Origin of the sequence: Nocardiopsis baichengensis YIM 90130 (assembly GCF_000341205.1) — a bacterium.
Taxonomy (GTDB): Bacteria; Actinomycetota; Actinomycetes; order Streptosporangiales; family Streptosporangiaceae; genus Nocardiopsis_A; species Nocardiopsis_A halophila.
Genome location: NZ_ANAS01000012.1, coordinates 273211 through 288717 on the forward strand (window position 1 = coordinate 273211; position 15507 = coordinate 288717).

A 15507-nucleotide genomic window follows, 5' to 3' on the forward strand; every position below is an offset into this window, starting at 1 on the left:
AACGGGGGACCCATGACGGGGACGGCACCGCCGGAGGCGCCGCCGGAATCGCCGCCGGAGCAGCGGCGCGGCCTGCGCGGCAGCCCATGGGGCGTGCTGGTGGCCATCGCCTTCGGCGTGATGATGGTGGCCCTGGACGGCACCATCGTGGCCGTGGCCAACCCGGCGATCGGCGCCGACCTGGGCGCCTCGCTCGCCGAACTGCAGTGGGTCACCCACGGCTACCTGCTCGGGCTGGCGGTCTTCCTGATCACGGCGGGCAAGCTCGGCGACCGCTACGGCCACCGCCGCGTCTTCCTCATCGGGGTGGTGGGCTTCACGCTGACCTCGGTGGCGATCGCGCTGTCCTCGGCGGTGGTCCCGCTGGTGGCCTTCCGCATCCTGCAGGGGGTGTTCGGCGCGACCATCGCCCCCGCCGCCATGGGGCTGCTGCGCTCCAGCTTCCCGCCGGAGAAGCTGGGCCGGGCCTTCGGGGTGTTCGGCAGCCTCCTGGGCGGCGCGACCGCCGCCGGCCCCATCGTCGGCGGCATCCTGGTCTCGGCGTTCAGCTGGCACGCCGCCTTCCTCATCAACATCCCGGTGGGACTGGCCGCCCTGGGCCTGGGCCTGTGGCTGCTGGGGCCCAACCGGCCCACCGACACCTCCTCGCGCATGGACCTGGCCGGCATCGCCCTGCTGAGCGTGTCCATCTTCGCCCTGGTCTGGGCATTGGTGGAGGCCCCCGTCAAGGGGTGGGCCCACACCGAGACACTGGTCGTGCTCGGGGTCGCCCTGGTCTTCGGCGCGGCCTTCGTGCTGTGGGAGGGCCGCACCGAGGCGCCGCTGCTGCCCCTGAGCATCTTCCGCTCCGCGCCCATCTCCATCGGCGTGGTGCTGATGGTGCTCATGGCCCTGGGGCTGATGGGGTCGCTGTTCTTCATCACCTTCTACCTGCAGGGCGTCCTCGGGCTCTCGCCGCTGCAGGCGGGGCTGCAGCTGCTGCCGCTGACCGCGATGATGGCGGTCTGCGCCACCCCGGCCGGGCGCCTCATCGACACCGTCGGCACCCGCATCCCCACCGTCGGCGGGCTGGTCAGCGCCTCCGTCGCGCTGTTCATGCTCTCCCGGCTCACCCCCGACAGCGGCGTGGTCTACACCTCGGTGGGCTTCGTGCTGCTGGGTGTGGGGCTGAGCCTGGTGATGACCGGCGCCACCGCCGCGATCCTCACCAGCGCGCCGGTCTCCCTGGCGGGGGTGGCCTCGGGCATGCAGCAGGCCGCCATGCAGCTCGGCGGATCGCTGGGCACGGCGGTTCTCGGCGCGCTGCTGTCGGTGCGCGTGGCCGCCACCCTGCCCCAGCACTTCGCCGACGCAGGCCAGGAGCTGCCGGGCGGTTCCGCGCTCGTCGAACTGCAGAGCGCGGTCGCCCAGGGGAGCGCAGTGGTACCGGAGGGGGCCACCGAGGCGGCGGCCGAGGCCGTCACCCGGGCGAGCCACCTGGCGTTCATGGACGGCATGTTCCTCGCGTTCAGTGTCGCGGCGGCGGTCATGGCCGGGGCGGCTGTGCTGTCGCTGTTCATGAAGCCCGCCGCGAAGGAGGAGGGCGCGGAGCCGGGCTCGGCCGAGCCCGCCGTCCACCTGTGAGGAGCGCCGGTCGGTGCCTGAGAGCCGGTCCTGCGGGACCGGCCGGGGGATGAGGAAGGGGGCGGCCCGTCGGGCCGCCCCCGTCGTCGGTGCTACGCGGCCGCGCCGCCCCCGGCGCCGCCCCCGGCGCCGCCGCTCGTCCCGCGGCCCTTTCCGTCCTCCCGGCCGCGGCGCTCCAGCTCCGCCTTGTGCCGGGCGGCCGGGTCCCAGCCGCCGAGTACCGCCTTGCGCTGCACCAGTACCGCCGCGCCGAACAGCACCGCGGCCACCAGCAGCGCCAGGACGACCCCGGCGGCGTCGCCGGCGCGGAAGCCGTACCCGACCGCGATGCCGAACCAGCCGAAGTCGGCGTCCCCGAAGGTCGTGTTGGCCTCCCCGAACGCGCCCAGCACCCCCAGCAGCAGCGCCGGGAGCACGGTGATGACCACCCCGTTGGCGAAGGCCCCGAACACCGCGCCCCGCCGCCCGCCGGTCGCGTTGCCGTAGACCCCGGCGGCGCCGCCGGTGAAGAAGTGCGGCACCAGGCCGGGCAGGATCAGCGCCAGGCCGAACGCCGGGGCGACGGCCCAGGCCATCACGGCCAGTGTGGCCAGCCCTCCCGCGAAGCTGGACAGGAACCCCACCAGGACCGCGTTCTGGGCGAAGGGGAAGACGATGGGTGCGTCCAGGGCGGGCACCGCGCCGGGCACGATGCGCTCGGCGATCCCCTGGAAGGCCGGGACCAGCTCGCCCAGGATGGTGCGCACGCCGTAGAGGATCACCGCCACGCCGATGCCGAACTGCAGGCCCTGCATCACCGCCGCCATCACGAAGTGCCCGACGGTGGGCTCCACGCCCTCGGCCGGCGGGAACATCTCCAGCGCCGCGGCGGTGCCCTGCCGGGCCCAGTACAGCAGGGCCACCGCCACGTAGACGAGGACCATGGACAGCGCGGTGGCCACCATCGAGTCGCGCAGGAAGCGCAGCCCCTCGGGCAGCTTCATGTCCTCGGTGCTGCGGCTGCCGCGGCCCACCAGCTGGCCGGTGGCGCCCGCGGCGACATAGCCCAGGGTGCCGAAGTGGCCGATGGCGATCCTGCCGTCGCCGCCCACCGCGCGCGTCCACGGCTGGGCCAGCGCGGGCAGCGCCACCATCACCACCGCCAGCAGCACCGAGCCCAGCAGCACCGAGCCCGCCGAGGGGAGGCCGGTGGCGGCCAGCACCATGGTCAGCAGCGTGGCCATGAACAGGGTGTGGTGGCCGGTCAGGAAGACGTACCGCAGCGGGGTGAAGCGGGCCAGGACCAGGCTCAGCACGAACCCGGCGATCATGGTCCAGGCCACCTGGGCGCCGAACTCCTCCTGGGCGATGGCCACGATCGCCTCGTTGGTCGGCACCACGCCCTGGGCGCCGGTGGCACCCTGGATCATCGTGCCCAAGGGGTCCAGGGCGGCGGTGACCAGGCCCGCCCCGGCCCCGATGAGCAGGAAGCCCAGCACGGCCTTGAGGCCGCCGCCGACCACCTGCCCGGTCGACCGGCGCAGCGCGATCAGCCCGACCGCGGTGATCAGGCCGACCATGTAGGCCGGAACGCTGAGGATCTCGTTGACGACGAACCGGGCGATCGCGAGGATCGCGTCCATGGAGGGCTCCCGCCTGTCCGTTCGGGTGCTCGGTCGGTCTCCTGCACGCCGGTGGCGGCCTTACGGTGCCGGTCTCCGGGGCCGGGCCCCGCACCACCGGGCGCGCCATCGGGTTCTTCGCCTGCTCCGTGGGGCGCCCCTGTGCCCTGCCGCCGCCGCAGGGGAGCGGGCGGACGGGGGTGAGGGCTTCACCGCGCCGGGCCGCTCGACGGGGCGGCCGCGCGGCTCCCGTTGCGCGACAGAGGAGGGACAGGGGCGGTGCGCCGCCGCGGCGGGGGCTCCGCCCCGGCGCTCAGCCGACGGCCTCGGCGATGGCGCGGCGGATCTCCTCGGCGTCCACGAAGTTGGTGATCACCGTGACCGGGACGCCCACATCGCCGAGCTCGTCGGCGAGCTCGCCGGAGGTGAGCACCAGGTCGGCGGTGGCGGACGCGCCCCGGGCGGTGCCGATGTCGGCGACCTCCACCTCGGCGTCCAGCCCCAGGTCCTGAGCGGCCTTCTCTGCATTGGCCTTGAGCAGCACACTGGTGCCGATGCCCATGCCGCACACGGCGAGGATCTTCACGTGCGTCCTTTCGACGAGGCCCCGGCCGTCGTGCCGGGGAAGGAGGGGAGGGGGCGGAGCCCAGCGGAGCAGGAGCGGGTACGGGGAGCCGCCGGCGGCCGTTCCGGATCCGCGCACCCGAGCCCGGATCGCCGTCGGGGCGGAGGACCCGGCCCGCGGGGGAGGCGTCCGCCTGCTCCTGGCGGGGGAGCGGCCACCTATTCGCCCCCCTCGTACTCGGTGATCGCCTCGTGGACGGCGCTCGGCTCGCGGATCCTCATCAGCGCGCGCAGCCGCTCGGTGTCGCCCAGCATCCGCGCGAGGCGGGAGAGCGCGCCCGAGTGGCCGTCGTGGTCGACCGCGGCCAGCCCGATGACCAGCTCCACGGGGTCGTTCTGCGGGTGGCCGAAGGGCACCGGGCGGGCGAGGTGGGCCCAGGACATGCCGGTGCGCAGCACCGCCTCGCCGGGACGGGCGTGCGCCAGGGCCAGGCCCGGAGCGATGACGATGTAGGGGCCGTACTCCTCCACCGCCGCCTGCATCTGCTCGGTGTAGTCCGCGGTCACCGCGCCTCCGGCCACGAGGAGCTCGCCGGCGGCCCGGATCGCCGCGCGCCAGTCCTCGGCCGCGATCCCGGTCACGATCGCCTCGACGGGCAGCAGGGTGGACAGGGACGTGTCGGCCATGGGCCCTCCCGGCGGCGGGACGCGAGAGCGGATCGGGTCCGCGGTGCGGACCGTGTCCTACGTTACGGCGCTACCGGAGGAATGTAACGCATCACCCGGTGGGGTGTCCTGTCCCGAAGCTAGTCTTCTGCGTCGTGTGACCGGTTGATCCGGGACGCGGTGCGGTCCCGGTGGGACAGGCCGTCGCTGGTGGTCCGGGTCGCGGCGCGGAGCAGGCGGCGGGCGTCGTCGGCGGCGGCGCGCACCCGGTCGGGCGCGGCACGGCCGGTGCGCGCCTCCTCCTCGCCGCCCTCGGGCGGCATCCCGATGTCGTCGGGCAGCCCGGCCCGGCCCACGATGCGCATCTGCACCGTCTCCTGGGAGACCGAGGGCCGGATGTCGCCGCTGGGCGTGGTCCAGTGCTTGAGCCGGTGGTGCAGCCACTCCGGGCCCTGGTAGCCCTCGCCGCGCGGCCAGGGGGCGCCGTCGGGCCGGTGGCTGAGCGCGTGCAGCAGGTCGGCCACCGACCAGCCGGCGGAGAAGAAGCGCGCCGCCTGGCGGCGCAGGTCGGCGAAGTCCACCCCGCGCAGCGAGCCGTCGCGGCGGCGGATCAGCTCGCAGGCCCGGTGCACGTCCCGCGGGGTGTGCATGGGCAGGGTGAGCGGGTCGGGGCCGGTGGAGGGGGCCAGCAGGTCGTCGTCGACGGTGACGACCACTTCGCCCTCGCGCCGGTTCTCCCAGATGCCGATGCGCTCGCGCGGCCAGCCCTGGGACTCGGCGAGCGCCGCCGCGAGCCGCTTCAGGTCGAAGCCGTCCTGCGAGACGATCCGGAACTCGGCCATGTCCCCCTCCGGGTGCGGGTGCCGGCCCGGTGCCGGCGTCCGTGCCGCCCGTCCAGGGTACGGGGCGCCGGGCCGGGCGCGAGCGGGGCCGCCGCGCCCGCGCGTTAGGGTGGCCCCAGGCGAGGGCCGGGCGACGTCCGGCCGACCACGACGACCGCTCACGAGGTGGACCGTGCCCCAGACCGCCAGTGCCGCCGAGCAGGCCCCGACCAACCGGGCCCTGCGCGAGTTCCTGCACGGGCTGCCCGGCGTGGACGAGGTCGGCGCCCGCGAGCGGGCCGCCGGCCTGGCCACCCGCTCCGTCAAGACCACCGCCAAGGCCGCCGCCCTCGACCTGGCCGTGCGCATGGTCGACCTGACCACCCTGGAGGGCGCCGACACCCCCGGCAAGGTGCGCGCGCTGGCCGCCAAGGCGCGCCGCCCCGACCCCGACGACCCCTCCGCCCCGTCGGCGGCCGCCGTGTGCGTCTACTCCGACCTGGTGGGCGTCGCCGTCGAGGCGCTGCGCGGCAGCGGGGTGGGGGTGGCCTCGGTCGCCACCGCCTTCCCCTCCGGCCGCGCCCCGCTGGAGGCCAAGCTGGCCGACACCCGGCGGGCGGTGGCCGACGGCGCCACCGAGATCGACATGGTCATCGACCGCGGCGCCTTCCTCTCCGGCGACTACCGCAAGGTCCACGAGGAGATCACCGCGGTCAAGCAGGCCTGCGGCGGCGCCCACCTCAAGGTGATCCTGGAGACGGGCGAACTCGCCACCCTGGACAACGTGCGGCGCGCCTCCTGGCTGGCGATGGGGGCCGGCGCCGACTTCATCAAGACCTCCACCGGCAAGGTGGCCCCCGCCGCCACGCCCCCGGTGGTGCTGGTGATGCTGGAGGCGGTGCGCGACCACCGGGCGGCCACCGGCAGGACGGTGGGCGTCAAACCGGCCGGCGGCATCCGCACCGCCAAGGACGCCGTGCGCAACCTGGTGATGGTGCAGGAGGTGGCCGGGCCGCGCTGGCTCGACCCGGCACTGTTCCGCATCGGCGCCTCCAGCCTCCTCAACGACCTGCTGATGCAGCGCTCCAAGCTGCGCACCGGCGCCTACGCCGGGCCCGACTACTTCACCATCGACTGACGGGGCACCGATGAGCGGGACGAGCGGTACGGACACGGACGGCGGCCGCGCCGGGGACGGCGCGGCGGAGCCGGCCCAGGACCAGAACAGGGCCAGGGCCGAGAGGAAGGGTTCGCGGTTGGACGGACAGCCCCTGGAGTATGCGCCCGCCCCCGAGTCGCGCTCGGTGGTGCGGCTGCGCGAGGCCTACGACCCGTTCATCGACGGGGAGTTCGTGCCGGCCGAGACCGGTGAGCACCTCACCACCGCCAACCCCGCCGACGAGGAGCCGCTGGCGCAGGTGGCCCTGTGCGGGGAGGCCGACGTGGACCGGGCGGTGGCGGCCGCCCGCCGCGCCTTCGACGCCGTGTGGCGGGAGCTGCCCGGGGCCGAGCGCGGCAAGTACCTCTTCCGCATCGCCCGCATCCTCCAGGAGCGCTCCCGCGAGATCGCGGTGCTGGAGACCCTGGACAACGGCAAGCCGGTCAAGGAGACGCGCGACTTCGACGTGCCCACGGCCGCCGCGCACTTCTTCTACCACGCCGGGTGGGCCGACAAGCTCGCCTACGCCGGCATGGGCCCCGACCCGCGGCCGGTGGGCGTGTGCGCCCAGGTGGTGCCGTGGAACTTCCCGCTGCTCATGCTCGCCTGGAAGATCGCCCCCGCGCTCGCGGCCGGCAACACCGTCGTGCTCAAGCCGGCCGAGACCACCCCGCTGACCGCGCTGCTGTTCGCCGAGGTCTGCCAGGAGGCCGGCCTGCCGCCCGGGGTGGTCAACATCGTCACCGGCGACGGCGGGACCGGACGGACGCTGGTGGAGCACCCCGGGGCCGACAAGGTCGCCTTCACCGGCTCCACCGAGGTGGGCCGCGGCATCGCCCGGGCGCTGGCCGGGAGCGGCAAGCGGCTCACCCTGGAGCTGGGCGGCAAGGGCGCCAACATCGTCTACGACGACGCCGCCCTGGACCAGGCCGTGGAGGGCGTGGTCAACGGGGTCTTCTTCAACCAGGGCCACGTGTGCTGCGCCGGGTCGCGGCTGCTGGTGCAGGAATCGGTCGCCGAGGAGCTCCTGGAGCGGCTGCGGGCCCGCATGGCGCTGCTGCGCCTGGGCGACCCGCTGGACAAGAACACCGACATCGGCGCGGTCAACTCCGCGGCGCAGCTGGAGCGGATCCGGGACCTGGCCGAGACCGGCCGGGCCGAGGGCGCCCACGCCTGGTCGCCGCCGTGCCCGCTGCCCGAGCGCGGCCACTGGTTCCCGCCCACGGTCTTCACCGGCGTCACCCAGGCCCACCGGGTCGCCCGCGAGGAGGTCTTCGGGCCGGTGCTGAGCGTGCTGACCTTCCGCACGCCGGAGGAGGCGGTGGCCAAGGCCAACAACACCCCCTACGGGCTCTCCGCCGGGGTGTGGACCGAGAAGGGGTCGCGGATGCTGTGGACCGCCGAGCGGCTGCGCGCCGGGGTGGTCTGGTCCAACACCTTCAACAAGTTCGACCCGGCCAGCCCGTTCGGCGGGTACAAGGAGTCCGGCTACGGCCGGGAGGGCGGGCGCCACGGACTGGAGGCCTACCTTGTCTGAGGAGCGGTACGACGGGGCGTGGCCGCGCGTCGCCGTGCGCAAGACCCACAAGCTGTACATCGGCGGGGCGTTCCCGCGATCGGAGTCGGGGAGGTCCTACCCCGTGGCGTCGGCGGACGGAGAGCACCTGGCCAACGCGGGCATGGCCTCGCGCAAGGACGCCCGGGACGCGGTGGCCGCGGCCCGCAAGGCCTTCCCGGGGTGGGCGGGGCGCACCGCCTACAACCGGGGGCAGGTCCTCTACCGGGTCGCGGAGATGATGGAGGGCCGCCGGGCCCAGTTCGCCGCCGAGCTGGCGGCGGCCACCGGGGCGGAGCGCGCCGAGGCCGAGCAGGAGGTGTCGGCCGCGATCGACCGGTGGGTCTACTACGCCGGGTGGACCGACAAGGCCGCCCAGGTGCTCGGCGGGACCAACCCGGTGTCGGGGCCGTTCGACAACCGTTCGGCGCCCGAGCCGACCGGGGTGGTGGCGGTGCTCGCCCCGCAGGACGCGCCGCTGCTGGGGCTGGTGTCGGTGCTGGCGCCGGTGGTCGCCATGGGGAACACGGCGGTGCTGGCGGCATCGGAGAGCGCTCCGCTGCCGGCGGTGGCGCTGGCCGAGGTGTTCGCCACCTCGGACCTGCCCGGCGGGGTGGCCAACGTGCTCACTGGCCGCACCGCCGAGCTCGCCCCGCCGCTGGCCGCGCACGCCGACGTCAACGCCCTCGACCTGGCCGGGGCGGGGGAGCTCGCCGCCGACCTGGAGGAGGCCGCGGCGCAGACCCTCAAGCGGGTGCTGCGGCCGGACCCGGCCGTCGTGTGGTCGGCCGACCCGGGGCTGAGCCGGATCCGGCCGTTCCTGGAGACCAAGACCGTGTGGCACCCGGTCGGCATCTGAGCCGACGGGGCCATCCGAGTCATCCGGGCCCGCCGCGGGCGGCCCCGCGCGTGCAGGGCCGCCGACGTCGAGCAGACCGGGAGGGGACGCGATGGACGGCGCTCCGGCCGGACCGCCGGTGTCCGTGGAGCTGCTGCGGCTCGACGGGCCGGCGCCAGGGGAGGGCGAGGGCGCGCACGGAGCGCGGGAGCCGCAGGACGCGCGTGCGGCCCGGGCCCGCGCCGACGCCCTGGGGCTGCGCCTGGCCCCGGGCCAGGGCAGGTTCGTCGACCCGCCGGTGGCCACCCTGCCCAAGGCCGACGCCGACCCCGGACAGGTGCCGTTCGCGGTGCTGGTCGACGGGGAGACGGCGGGGTTCGGCATCCTCGACCGGTCGGTGCCCGCGGGGACGGGCATCGTCCCCGGCGACGGGGCGAGCATCACCTCTGCGCCGGAGCGGGCGCTGATGCTGCGCTCGTTCCTCATCGCGGTCCGGTGGCAGGGCGAGGGTGTGGGGCGCCGGTCCTGCCGACTGCTGCCCCGGGCGGCCCGCGAGGTCGCCCCGGAGGCCGATGAGCTGCTGCTGACGGTGAACACGGCCAACCCCGCGGCCTACAGGGCGTACACGGCGGGCGGCTTCACCGACACGGGCCGCGTCTACCTGGGCGGAGACGCGGGACCGCAGCACGTGCTGTCGATGCCGCTGGCCTGAAGGGACCCCGCCGCACTGCGCCGCACTGCGCCGCACTGGCCGCACTGGCCGCACTGCGCCGCACAGCGGCCGCACCTCGCCGAGCGGCGCCGACTGTCCGTCGTCTCCGCCGAGAGCGGCAGGACGCGCCTCATGGCGGGCGGCCCCGCGGCCGCGAGGACCCGGGGTAGGCGCCTGCGGCGCCCCCGCCCGGGAACGGGCGCCGCGACACACAGTGGCGCCATGCGCGGGCACCGTTGCCAACGGAGGCCGTGGGGGGAAGGATGCTGCAAGCGGCACCCGCGTGCCCGCCCGTCCGCCCGGACGGCCGCCAGGACCCGGACCACCGTGAGGAGTACGCGACCCGTGAGCACCGATCCGATCGCCAGAGCACGTGAGGCCGCGGACGATCTGCGCGAGCGCACCGGCACCGATTCCTTCCGCGCCGCCGTCGTGCTGGGCTCGGGCTGGGGAGAGGCCGTCGACGCGCTGGGGGAGACCGCGGCCGAGCTCCCCGTCACCGAGCTGCCGGGCTTCCCGCCGCCCGCGGTGACCGGGCACGCGGGCACGGTGCGCTCGGTGCGGTGCGGAGGAGGCGAGGTGCTCGCCTTCCTGGGGCGCACCCACCTGTACGAGGGGCACGGCACCGACGCGGTCGCGCACGCGGTGCGCACGGCGGTGCAGGCGGGGGCACGGACGGTGGTGCTCACCAACGCGGCCGGGGGCCTGCGCTCCGACGTGGCGGTGGGCAGTCCGGTGCTGATCTCCGACCACATCAACCTTACGGCCCGCTCGCCCTTGACCGGCGCGGAGTTCGTCGACCTGACCACCCTGTACGACCCGCGCCTGCGCGCGCTGGCCCGCGAGGTCGAGCCGTCGCTGCCGGAGGGGGTCTACGCGGCCATGCCCGGGCCGCACTTCGAGACCCCGGCCGAGATCCGCATGCTGCGCGCCCTCGGGGCGGACCTGGTGGGCATGTCCACCGCCCTGGAAGCGATCGCCGCCCGCGCGCTGGGGGCGTCGGTGCTCGGGATCTCGCTGGTCACGAACATCGCCGCAGGCCTGTCGGACGAGCCGTTGGACCATAAGGAGGTCCTGGACACCGGCCGAGAGGCCGCGGCGGGCCTCGGCGACCTGCTGGCCGGGGTCCTGGCCAAGCTCTAGCCGTCCACGCTTGAGCCGGTCGGCGTCGAGCCGGGCAGAGGGGCAGAGGGGGAGAGAGGCGAGGCCGTGCCGCCCTCGGCGCCTGTCGGCGCGCTTTCCCCGAGCCTGCTTGCCGGGCGCCGGGGCTCCGAGGGGCTTGGGCGGCGACGGCACGGAAGGTACCCCGCTCCGGGCCGCTCGCCGGGCGGCGCGCCGCTGAGGTGCCGGGTGGAGAGCGGCGACGAAGAGGAGGGGCGGCGCCCCGGGACCGCCGGTCGGCCGCCGGGCCTCCCGCGGTCCAGGTCACGTCCCGCAATGTGGTGGTGGAACTTCGTTCGGCTCGGAGGGGGTGTCCGCTGGAGTGGTGGAGCTTTCGGCCGCGTTCTTCTGAGCGGTGCGACCGCTGCAGCGCGCCCCCTCCTTCGTTGTTGATCTCGGGAAAGTCGGGGTAATACCGGTGAGTATTACCCCGACTTTCCCGAGATCAACGGGGGTGCCGGGCCGGGGAGCGGAACCCGGGTCCCGTGAGGGGGTGCCGAGTAGGCTGTCGGACGCCCGGGCGACCGGGGCGCACCCCTCGCGAGGAAGGCTTTCGCATGGCGGAGACACTTGTTGACCTGCGCGAACGTGCCCGTGTGTGGCTGTGTCACGATCCGGACCCCCGCACGCGCGCCGAGCTGGAGGCGCTGCTGGACTCCGGGGACGACGCCGCCCTCGCCGACCGGTTCGGGGCCCGGCTGGAGTTCGGGACCGCCGGGCTGCGCGGTGAGCTCGGGGCCGGCCCCAACCGGATGAACACCGCGGTGGCCATGCGGGCGGCCGCCGGGGTGGCCGCGTGGGCCGGCCGGTCCGGCCCCGGCGCCCTCGTCCCCGTCGGCTACGACGCCCGCCACCGCTCCGCCGACTTCGCCCGCGCCACCGCCGAGGTGCTCGCCGGGGCCGGGTGCCGCCCCGTCCTGCTGCCCGGCCCGCTGCCCACCCCCGTACTGGCCTTCGCCGTGCGGCGGCTGCGCGCCGCCGCCGGGGTGATGGTCACCGCCAGCCACAACCCGGCCCGCGACAGCGGCTACAAGGTCTACCAGGGCACCGCCGGGGGCGCCGTCCCCGGCGAGGCGGGGGCGCAGATCAACGCGCCGTCGGACGCCGAGATCTCCGACGCCATCGACCGGGCCCCCCATGCCGACGAGCTGCCCCGCGGGACCGGCATCGCCTCCGCCCCCGAGGGCCTCGTCTCCGACTATGCCGCGGCCCTGGCCGAGCTGCCCATCGGCGGCGCCCGCGACGTGCGCGTGTGCCACACGCCGCTGCACGGCGTCGGGGGAGCGGTGCTGCGCGCGGCCTTCGCCGAGGCCGGCTTCCCCGCCCCGTACCCCGTCGCCGAGCAGGACGAGCCCGACCCGGACTTCCCCACCGCGCCCTTCCCCAACCCCGAGGAGCCGGGGGTGATGGACCCGGCCATGGCCGAGGGGGAGCGCGTCGGCGCCGACGTCGTCATCGCCAACGATCCCGACGCTGACCGGCTGGCCGTGGGCGTGCCCGGGCCGGGCGGACGGGTCCTCACCGGTGACGAGGTCGGCGGCCTGCTCGCCGAGCACGTGCTCCGCCTGACCTCAGGCGCCGACCGGGTGGTGGCCACCACCGTCGTCTCGGCCGGCCTGCTGCCCAAGATCGCCGCCGCGCACGGCGTGCGCGGCGCCGAGACGCTCACCGGCTTCAAATGGCTGGTGCGGGCGGGCGGTCCCGGCGACCGGAACGTGTTCAGCTACGAGGAGGCCCTGGGGTACTGCATCGGCGGCGACGCCGGCCGCCCGGTCCTGGACAAGGACGGCATCGGCGCCGCGCTGGTGCTGGCCGGTGTGGCGGCCGAGGCCAGGCGCAACGGGCGGACGCTGCTGGACCTGCTGGACGACCAGGCGCGGGCCTACGGCCTGCACCGCACGGCCCAGGTGTCGCTGCGCACCGACGACGCCGACCGGATCACCGGAGCCATGGCGCGGCTGCGCGCTCACCCCCCGCGGGCCTTCGGGCCGCTGGGGGTCGAGGGGGTGGAGGACTTCGCCCGGGGGACGGGGGGACTGCCGCCGACGGACGCCCTGCGCTTCCGCCTGGGCGGCGGCGCGCGCGGGCGGGTGACGCTGCGCCCCTCGGGGACCGAGCCCAAGCTCAAGGCCTACCTGGAGGTCGTGCTCCCGGTGGTGGGCGGCATCGCCGACGTCCGGCGGGAGGCCGATGGCCGCCTGGAGGAGCTGAAGGAGGCCGTCTCCCGGGTGATGTGACGGCGGCTCGTGGCGGCGGTGCGCCGCGCGTCCCCCGGGAGCGGGCCGGAGGGGCGCGTGCGGCCCTCGGGGAGGGGAGGCCGCCCGGTCAGTCGAGCGGGTGCACGACGGGGCGGTGCACCACCTCGTCGATCACGGTGAGGGTCTGGGTGGCGGTCACCCCCGGCAGCGACTGCAGCCGGGTCAGGATCAGGTCCCGCAGCTGGTCGGTGTCGGCCACCCGTACCAGGAGCACGATGTCGGCCGAGCCCACCACGTACCAGCAGTACTCCACCTCGGGGTAGGAGGAGAGCACCTCCCGGTTGGCCCGCCAGTCCGGCTGGCTGCCGGAGATCAGGACCAGGGCGGTCACCCCCAGCCCCATCCGGGCGTGGTCGGCGATCACCGAGTAGCCGCGGATGACCCCGTCGTCGGTCAGGCGCTTGATGCGGTTGTAGGCGGTCGCGCGGGACACGTTGGCCAGCGCCGCGATCTCGGTGATGCCGGTGCGGGCGTCCTCGGCCAGGGCCGAGATGATCACCTCGTCGGTGGCGTCGGGCAGGCGCGCCGAGCGGCGCGGACGGGACCGCCCGCGCTCCTGGGCGCTGGGGTTTCGGGTGCGGTCGGAACCTCCGTCGGTGCTGGACGCGGGTGCGGCGTCGGCGGGGGCGTCTGGTCCGGGTCGGGTGTCCCCGTGGGCCATGCGGCGTCTCCATGGGTGCGGGTGCTCAGAAACGAAGTACCAGTTCTGAGACGGTTCAGTCCATTGTCGTCTTGCCCGCTGAGACGGCGTGGGGCGGGTCACGGCTCCCGTTTACGATGGGTCCGCGGCCGCCCCCGAAGCGTGTCCCCGCGCGCCCGGCCGCCAGAGAGGACGAAGCATGCCGGTCCCCGCCGAAGTGCGCCGACGCGTCCGCGGCTTCCTGCCCGCGGGCGAGGAGATCCGCTACATCTTCCCGGCCTCGTGGAACGAGACGGTCTTCTTCCTCTTCGTGGTCACCGATTCCGCGGTCACCGTGGTGTCCAACCGGTTCTGGAGCCGCACCCGGCCCAAGCGGATCTGGCACGTCTTCCCGCGCGGCGTGCGCATCGGCCCGGTGGAGACCAACCTGATCCCCGCCTTCGAGCTGGGCGGCCACACCTTCGAGGTGGAGGAGGAGTACGTCTCGGTGATCAACGCCTGCGACGCCGAGGCCGCCGAGGGCTCCCTGCCGGAGGACCCCTTCCCGGACCTGTGAGCGCCCCGCGGGCGGCGCGGTCCCGGCCGTCTCGTAGCGCCCCCGCCCTCGGACCCGTCACGCCGTCTCTCGTTAGACGATCACGGACATCAGCGCTGTATTCGTGCTCTGATGTATCGACTTTGCGCCGATATCTAGCGCAACTGTCGATTCTCTGTCCAGAATCGTGGCGAGCGGCCCGATGTGTCACGGCCCGTCCCGGAACGACCCTGTCGGGGCGGCCGCGTCCGCGGCCGAGGAACGCCGAGACGGTGTCACGACGGTGACGAGGGAGCCGCCCCCATGACGATGCCGAGCCCCACGCCCGCACGGCCGGAGCCGCACCCGGACTTCGGCCCCGACCTCGCGCGGCGCTGCTACCTGCAGATGCTCACCGCGCGGCGCATCGACGAGGAGGCGATCGCCCTGCAGCGCCAGGGCGTCTTCCCCGCCTACGTCTCCTTGCGCGGCCAAGAGGCCGCCCAGGTCGCCGGGGCCGCGGCGCTCGACACCGAGCGCGACTTCGCCTTCCCCACCTACCGGGAGATGGGCGTGGCCCTGGCCATGGGCGTGGACATGGTCGGCTACATGGCCAGCCACCGGGCGCTGTGGCACGGCGGCCTGTACGACCCGGCGGCCTCCCGCTTCGCCGGCCTCAACGCGGTCGTGGGCGGCCCGGTGCCGCACGCCGTGGGGTGGGCCGTCGGCGAGCGGCTGCGCGGCGGGTCCGGCTGCGCGGTGGCCTACTTCGGCGACGGGGCCAGCTCCGAGGGCGACGTGCACGAGGCGATGAACTTCGCCGCCGTCTACCGGGCCCCGGTGGTGTTCTTCTGCCAGAACAACCGCTGGGCGCTGTCGGTCCCCAACGAGCGCCAGGTGGCCGGCGGCTCGGTGGCCGCCCGCGGCCAGGGGTACGGGATGCCGGGCACCGCCGTCGACGGCAACGACGCGGCCGCCGTGCACCACGCCATGGCCCGGGCCCTGGAGCGCGCCCGCGCCGGGGAGGGGCCCAGCCTCATCGAGGCGCTCACCTACCGGGTCGAGCCGCACTCCACCTCCGACGACACCTCCCGCTACCGGGACGCCGAGGAGGAGCGCGCCTGGCGCGGCCGCGACCCGCTCACGCTGCTGCGCGCGCGCATGGAGGCCGACGGCAGCGGCGACGCCGCCTTCTTCGAGCGCGCCGAGCAGGAGGCCCGGGAGCGCGCCGAGGCGGTGCGCGACGGCGTGAGCACCGCCCCCGAACCCGACGGGGCCGACCTGTTCACCCACGTCTTCCGCGAGCCCACCGAGGAGCTCGCCCGGCAGCAGCGCGTCTGGCACGAGGAGGTCCGGCCGTGACCGGCACGATCACCGAGGCGGCCGGGGCGGCCG

General features: G+C 75.2%; 14 protein-coding genes. 9 read left to right on the forward strand and 5 right to left on the reverse strand.

The genetic code is table 11. The features are described from left to right. The first annotated feature begins 12 nt into the window (after window positions 1-12). A complete protein-coding gene (locus C892_RS0112165; protein WP_017557430.1) occupies window positions 13-1623 on the forward strand; it encodes an MFS transporter in 1611 nt (536 codons plus the stop codon). 92 nt (window positions 1624-1715) lie between these two features. Here the strand turns inward: C892_RS0112165 and C892_RS0112170 are convergent, their stop codons facing one another. The 4 genes from C892_RS0112170 to C892_RS0112185 all read right to left on the reverse strand — a co-directional run bounded on the left by C892_RS0112170 (window position 1716) and on the right by C892_RS0112185 (window position 5296). Next, complete coding sequence (locus C892_RS0112170; protein ID WP_017557431.1) at window positions 1716-3245, reverse strand: PTS ascorbate transporter subunit IIC; 1530 nt, start codon at window positions 3243-3245, stop codon at window positions 1716-1718. A 292-nt stretch (window positions 3246-3537) separates the two neighbouring features. Next, a complete protein-coding gene (locus C892_RS0112175; protein ID WP_017557432.1) occupies window positions 3538-3810 on the reverse strand; it encodes a PTS sugar transporter subunit IIB in 273 nt (90 codons plus the stop codon). Window positions 3811-4007: 197 nt separating this feature from the next. After that, window positions 4008-4475: a PTS sugar transporter subunit IIA gene (locus tag C892_RS0112180; protein ID WP_017536816.1), complete on the reverse strand. Its 468-nt coding sequence runs from the start codon at window positions 4473-4475 to the stop codon at window positions 4008-4010. Window positions 4476-4594: 119 nt separating this feature from the next. Beyond that, window positions 4595-5296 (reverse strand): hypothetical protein, encoded by a 702-nt coding sequence (locus C892_RS0112185; protein WP_017536815.1) that lies wholly within the window; start codon window positions 5294-5296, stop codon window positions 4595-4597. Window positions 5297-5468: 172 nt separating this feature from the next. Between C892_RS0112185 and deoC the strand changes: the two genes are divergently transcribed. The 6 genes from deoC (at window position 5469) to C892_RS0112215 (ending at window position 12937) form a co-directional block, all read left to right on the forward strand. Next, window positions 5469-6413, forward strand: coding sequence for a deoxyribose-phosphate aldolase (gene deoC / locus C892_RS0112190; protein WP_017557433.1), 945 nt, complete (start codon window positions 5469-5471; stop codon window positions 6411-6413). A gap of 118 nt (window positions 6414-6531) precedes the next feature. After that, a complete protein-coding gene (locus C892_RS0112195; protein ID WP_017557434.1) occupies window positions 6532-7971 on the forward strand; it encodes an aldehyde dehydrogenase family protein in 1440 nt (479 codons plus the stop codon). After that, window positions 7964-8848: an aldehyde dehydrogenase family protein gene (locus tag C892_RS0112200; protein WP_026124314.1), complete on the forward strand. Its 885-nt coding sequence runs from the start codon at window positions 7964-7966 to the stop codon at window positions 8846-8848. The genes C892_RS0112195 and C892_RS0112200 overlap by 8 nt, the downstream gene beginning before the upstream one ends. Window positions 8849-8939: 91 nt before the next feature. Then, window positions 8940-9539: a GNAT family N-acetyltransferase gene (locus C892_RS0112205; protein ID WP_017557436.1), complete on the forward strand. Its 600-nt coding sequence runs from the start codon at window positions 8940-8942 to the stop codon at window positions 9537-9539. Between the two features lie 345 nt (window positions 9540-9884). After that, window positions 9885-10682, forward strand: a complete 798-nt coding sequence (locus tag C892_RS0112210; protein WP_017557437.1) for a purine-nucleoside phosphorylase — start codon at window positions 9885-9887, stop codon at window positions 10680-10682. A gap of 575 nt (window positions 10683-11257) precedes the next feature. After that, a complete protein-coding gene (locus C892_RS0112215; protein WP_026124315.1) occupies window positions 11258-12937 on the forward strand; it encodes a phospho-sugar mutase in 1680 nt (559 codons plus the stop codon). Window positions 12938-13025: 88 nt separating this feature from the next. Here C892_RS0112215 and C892_RS0112220 read toward each other — a convergent pair whose 3' ends face one another. Beyond that, on the reverse strand, window positions 13026-13619 hold the full coding sequence (locus tag C892_RS0112220) for an Lrp/AsnC family transcriptional regulator (protein WP_017536808.1): 594 nt from the start codon (window positions 13617-13619) through the stop codon (window positions 13026-13028). Window positions 13620-13797: 178 nt separating this feature from the next. Here C892_RS0112220 and C892_RS0112225 point away from each other — a divergent pair, with 178 nt between their 5' ends. Next, the gene (locus C892_RS0112225; RefSeq protein ID WP_017536807.1) at window positions 13798-14154 is read left to right on the forward strand and encodes a hypothetical protein; all 357 of its coding nucleotides are present in this window, start codon (window positions 13798-13800) and stop codon (window positions 14152-14154) included. 282 nt (window positions 14155-14436) lie between these two features. Continuing rightward, window positions 14437-15474: a thiamine pyrophosphate-dependent dehydrogenase E1 component subunit alpha gene (locus tag C892_RS0112230; protein WP_017557439.1), complete on the forward strand. Its 1038-nt coding sequence runs from the start codon at window positions 14437-14439 to the stop codon at window positions 15472-15474. The last annotated feature ends 33 nt before the right edge of the window (window positions 15475-15507 follow it).

What these genes read in the sequence shown, in the direction of transcription:
- C892_RS0112170 (WP_017557431.1), bottom strand. Translation starts at nt 3,245, where the DNA reads ATGGACGCGATCCTCGCGATCGCCCGGTTCGTCGTCAACGAGATCCTC.
- C892_RS0112180 (WP_017536816.1), bottom strand. Translation starts at nt 4,475, where the DNA reads ATGGCCGACACGTCCCTGTCCACCCTGCTGCCCGTCGAGGCGATCGTG.
- C892_RS0112205 (WP_017557436.1), top strand. Translation starts at nt 8,940, where the DNA reads ATGGACGGCGCTCCGGCCGGACCGCCGGTGTCCGTGGAGCTGCTGCGG.
- C892_RS0112220 (WP_017536808.1), bottom strand. Translation starts at nt 13,619, where the DNA reads ATGGCCCACGGGGACACCCGACCCGGACCAGACGCCCCCGCCGACGCC.
- C892_RS0112185 (WP_017536815.1), bottom strand. Translation starts at nt 5,296, where the DNA reads ATGGCCGAGTTCCGGATCGTCTCGCAGGACGGCTTCGACCTGAAGCGG.
- C892_RS0112165 (WP_017557430.1), top strand. Translation starts at nt 13, where the DNA reads ATGACGGGGACGGCACCGCCGGAGGCGCCGCCGGAATCGCCGCCGGAG.
- C892_RS0112215 (WP_026124315.1), top strand. Translation starts at nt 11,258, where the DNA reads ATGGCGGAGACACTTGTTGACCTGCGCGAACGTGCCCGTGTGTGGCTG.
- C892_RS0112225 (WP_017536807.1), top strand. Translation starts at nt 13,798, where the DNA reads ATGCCGGTCCCCGCCGAAGTGCGCCGACGCGTCCGCGGCTTCCTGCCC.
- C892_RS0112230 (WP_017557439.1), top strand. Translation starts at nt 14,437, where the DNA reads ATGACGATGCCGAGCCCCACGCCCGCACGGCCGGAGCCGCACCCGGAC.